Here is a 531-nt window from a genome sequence, read left to right as displayed (position 1 = left end):
AGGAAAACGAAGTAACAGGCTGGACGCGTAGCCGTACCGGCGTCTTCAGCTGGCAGACCACGAAGCAAGATCCGAATTTCCCGCATGACCCGACGAAGACGATTCCGGTAGACCACGAACGCCACGATTATTTTATGAATGTGGCAAGTATCCCGACGCTATCCGGCGTTGACGATTGCTACGTGGCCGTCCGTCGTCTGGTAGGCGGTACGACGAAGCTGTATATCGAACGCTTCCGCGTGGGCCTGAACGTCGATAGCGCCCTTGTCGGCGCGCCTGACCCGGCGAACGCCGCAGCGGTAGCGAACGGGATCACCGAATGGACGGCGCTAGACCACCTCGAAGGCGAGCTAGTCGACATCGTGGCCGACGGCGTACCGATGCCGCAGCGGCGCGTTACCGGCGGCAAGATCACGCTCCCGCGCCCGGCGTGGCAGGTGAATATAGGCTTGCCGTATCACTCAAAGATAGTGACGTTAAAACCAGAGTTCCAGACGCCAACGGGCACCCCGCAAGGCGCGCATAACTCAA

1 protein-coding gene is annotated in these 531 nt (G+C 60.3%); it reads left to right on the top strand.

Features of this window, described 5'->3' with window-relative positions:
* On the top strand, window positions 1-531 hold a 531-nt coding region (locus tag N1032_RS27625), incomplete at both ends, for a hypothetical protein (protein WP_259543927.1).

The organism is Herbiconiux daphne (assembly GCF_024979295.1).
Classification (GTDB): Bacteria; Actinomycetota; Actinomycetes; order Actinomycetales; family Microbacteriaceae; genus Herbiconiux; species Herbiconiux daphnes.
Note: the sequence above shows the minus strand (reverse complement) of the source record. Positions and strands in the feature narration are given on the sequence as shown.